This window comes from Blautia sp. HCP3S3_D9, assembly GCF_052063845.1.
Lineage (GTDB): Bacteria > Bacillota > Clostridia > Lachnospirales > Lachnospiraceae > Blautia_A.
Map to the genome: position 1 here is coordinate 1 of NZ_JBQHWS010000234.1, position 2,587 is coordinate 2,587.

Annotated in this window: 3 protein-coding genes; all 3 read left to right on the top strand. The window is 38.0% G+C overall.

Annotated elements, in window-relative coordinates; all coding sequences use genetic code 11:
* The coding region (locus ACTNES_RS20415; protein ID WP_441040526.1) for a nucleotidyltransferase domain-containing protein at positions 1–922 on the top strand (922 nt) is incomplete at its 5' end.
* A gap of 69 nt (positions 923–991) precedes the next feature.
* Positions 992–1,663, top strand: a complete 672-nt coding sequence (locus ACTNES_RS20420; protein ID WP_441040527.1) for a sugar transferase — start codon at positions 992–994, stop codon at positions 1,661–1,663.
* Between the two features lie 2 nt (positions 1,664–1,665).
* A partial coding sequence (locus tag ACTNES_RS20425) for an aldo/keto reductase (protein ID WP_441040528.1) occupies positions 1,666–2,587 on the top strand: 922 nt, incomplete at its 3' end.

Here is a 2,587-nt window from a genome sequence, read left to right on the forward strand (position 1 = left end):
GATGGATAAAGAAGGAATTGATCATCTTCTTTTCAAAGGTTATGTATTGAAAGATTACTATCCGGTTCCAGAGTTACGCACTTATGGTGACATTGACTTTTTGATTCATGCTGAAGACCGGGAAAAGAGTGACGCTCTGATGATGAGAGAGAAATTTGAGCGAAAAACAGACTGGGAGCCGGTCTATAGCTATTTCAATCAAACAGAATATTATGAGATTCATACAGATGTTATGGAAGTGGATGTTTCAGATAAAGCAAATTATAAAGGATACTTCCGACATATCTGGGAGCATGCCCATTTGATTGGAGGACACACATATGAGCTCTCACCGGAATATCATTTTTTGTATCTGTTGACGCATATTGCGAAACATATCTGCAGTTCAGGAGCGGGTATCCGGATGTACATGGATATCGCAGTATTTGTCAAGTATTTTGGGGACACGCTGGACTGGGATTATGTTCAGAAAGAGTTAGATACGCTGCGTTTTACAGAGTTTGCTAATATGGTATTGACAGTTGTTCAGGACTATTTGGGTGTCAGAAGTCCATTCCCTTTGCAGAGAATTGACCAGCAGGTAAAAGAGGAATTTATGGAATACACGCTGGCTGGAGGCGTGTTTGGCTATTTTGGGCGTGATTCTGGATTAGTATCACTCAAAAAGCAGGATCGTAACGAAGAGGGTGTGTCCAGAGGAAAGACACTGATTCATCGCTTGTTTGCCCCGGCTAGTGAATTAGAAAAGAGGTATACTTATTTGCAGGGGCGGCACTGGCTCTATCCGGTGGCTTGGATTCACCGTTTGTTCAAAACTAAAGGAAAATTCGATGTGCACATGAAGGAGGCAAAAAGTATTATGTATACAAATACGGAAGAAGTTTTGAAACTCAAGCGGATATATAAGGAAATTGGTCTTTGATTTTGGTAGAGATGTAATAGACTTATCTGTATAGAATTTTATATACTTATATACATAAGGGAAAGTTGGATGAAAATGAAAAAAAGAAAAGCGTATGATCGAATATATAATAGATGTATTAAGCGAGTGTTGGATGTAATCATTTCGGGAATCGCGTTGGCAATATTATGGCCATTATACCTTGTGATTGGACTGGCAATAGTGGTTGAAGATGGTTTTCCAATATTCTATCGCGCGCCCCGTGGCGGTTATAAAGGAAATCCATTTTACATATGTAAATTCCGAAGCATGGTAAAAGACGCTGATAAAATTGGCGGAGATACAACTGCTTTGCATGACAGCCGTATTACTAAAGTGGGAAATTTTCTTCGCAAGACAAAATTAGATGAAATCCCCCAATTGGGACAGGTTTTTTTAGGTAAGATGAGTATAGTAGGACCTCGTCCTGAAATTATTAAATATGTTCAGTTATATAAAGGGGAAGAAAAAGATATTTTGCAGGTTCGCCCTGGCATTACAGACTATAGTTCGATAGAATTTATAAATCTGGATGAAATTGTTGGCGAAGAGATAAATGCGGATGAAATATATGAAAAGTATGTTATGCCGAAAAAGAACAAGCTGCGAGTGAAATACGCACACAAAGTTTCTTTTGTTGTTGATATGAAATTAGTATTTCTGACTGTCTGGAAAGTATTAGAGAAAGCTTATGGTTTTATTGTAAAGAAGGAGCACAGATAAAAATGGAATATATAACTCTAAAAAACTCAGATTTAAAAGTTTCAAGAATCTGTATGGGTGGATGCCCCATGGGAGGCTATGGTTGGGGAAATGTTCAGGAAACTGAATTGATTGATGCTGTGCATACAGCTATAGATAGAGGAATCAATTTTTTTGATACGGCAGATACCTACGGTTTGGGACAGTCAGAATTAACACTTGGAAAAGCTCTTGGAAATCAAAGAGAGAAAGTAATCGTAGCGTCTAAATTTGGCGTTCGCGTCGGCGGTGGAAAGACGGTTTATGATAACAGCCCTGATTGGATTCATGAAGCTTTAGAAGGAAGTCTGAAACGATTGGGAACTGATTACATTGATTTGTATCAGGTTCATTACCGTGATGGAGTCACACCAATTAGTGAAGTTGTTGATACATTGGAGGATTTAAAAAAACAGGGACTTATCCGTTATTATGGATTGAGTAATGTTCATCAGGAAGATTTATCAGAATTGTTACCATATGCCGGAAGGTTCGTCAGTTTTCAGGATGAGTACAGCCTGGCATGTAGAAAAAATGAGGAAGATATGACATTTATTTCAAAAAAAATGAATATGACACCTCTGACATGGGGAAGTTTAGGGCAGGGTATTTTGACTGGAAAATATAACAGGAATTCAAAGTTTGGGTCTGATGACAGGCGTTCCAGAGAAATTTATGTTAATTTTCATGGCGAAAAGTTTTTAAAAAATCTTGAAATAGTGGAAGCTATGAAAGAGATTGCGGTACAACACAATACATCAATTGCTTCTGTAGCAATTCGATTTATTTTAGATTATTTACCAGAGTCTGTTGTTTTATGCGGAGCGAAACGTCCCGATCAGATTCTAAGCAATATCGACGGTGTTGGTTGGTCGTTACGTCAAAGCGAAATTAACAATATGGATG

What these genes read in the sequence shown, in the direction of transcription:
- ACTNES_RS20420 (WP_441040527.1), top strand. Translation starts at nt 992, where the DNA reads ATGAAAATGAAAAAAAGAAAAGCGTATGATCGAATATATAATAGATGT.